At 63.7% G+C, this 491-nt stretch carries 1 protein-coding gene; it reads left to right on the top strand.

What is annotated here, in order from left to right; genetic code table 11:
* Window positions 1-15 precede the first annotated feature (15 nt).
* Window positions 16-491: thiamine pyrophosphate-dependent enzyme (locus GRB96_RS15460; protein ID WP_240894297.1), on the top strand; the 476-nt coding region annotated here is incomplete at its 3' end.

The following is a 491-nucleotide window of genomic DNA, read 5'->3' as shown; positions in this document are numbered from 1 at the left end:
GAGCTGGAGAAGGCGATGCCGGAAGACGTCATGGTCTCCACCGACATCGGCAACATCAACGCCGTGGCGCATAGCTACCTGCGCTTCGAGAAGCCGCGCAGCTTCTTCGCCCCGATGAGCTTCGGCAACTGCGGCTATGCACTGCCGACCATCATGGGGGCCAAGGTGGCCGCACCGGAGCGTCCGGCGATCGCCTACGCCGGTGATGGTGCCTGGGGCATGAGCCTGATGGAGATCATGACCGCGGTGCGTCATGAGATTCCGGTGACCGCGGTGGTGTTCCACAACCGCCAGTGGGGCGCCGAGAAGAAGAACCAGGTCGAGTTCTACAACCGTCGCTTCGTGGCGGGCGAGCTGGACAACCAGAGCTTCGCCGAGATCGGTCGGGCGATGGGTGCCGAAGGGATCACCGTGGACCGTCTGGAAGACGTGGGGCCGGCGCTGAAGAAGGCGGTGGACATGCAGATGAACGAAGGCAAGACCTGCGTCAT

It is taken from the genome of Halomonas alimentaria (genome assembly GCF_009902005.1).
Classification (GTDB): Bacteria; Pseudomonadota; Gammaproteobacteria; order Pseudomonadales; family Halomonadaceae; genus Halomonas; species Halomonas alimentaria.
This window is presented reverse-complemented; position numbering and strand designations above follow the sequence as displayed.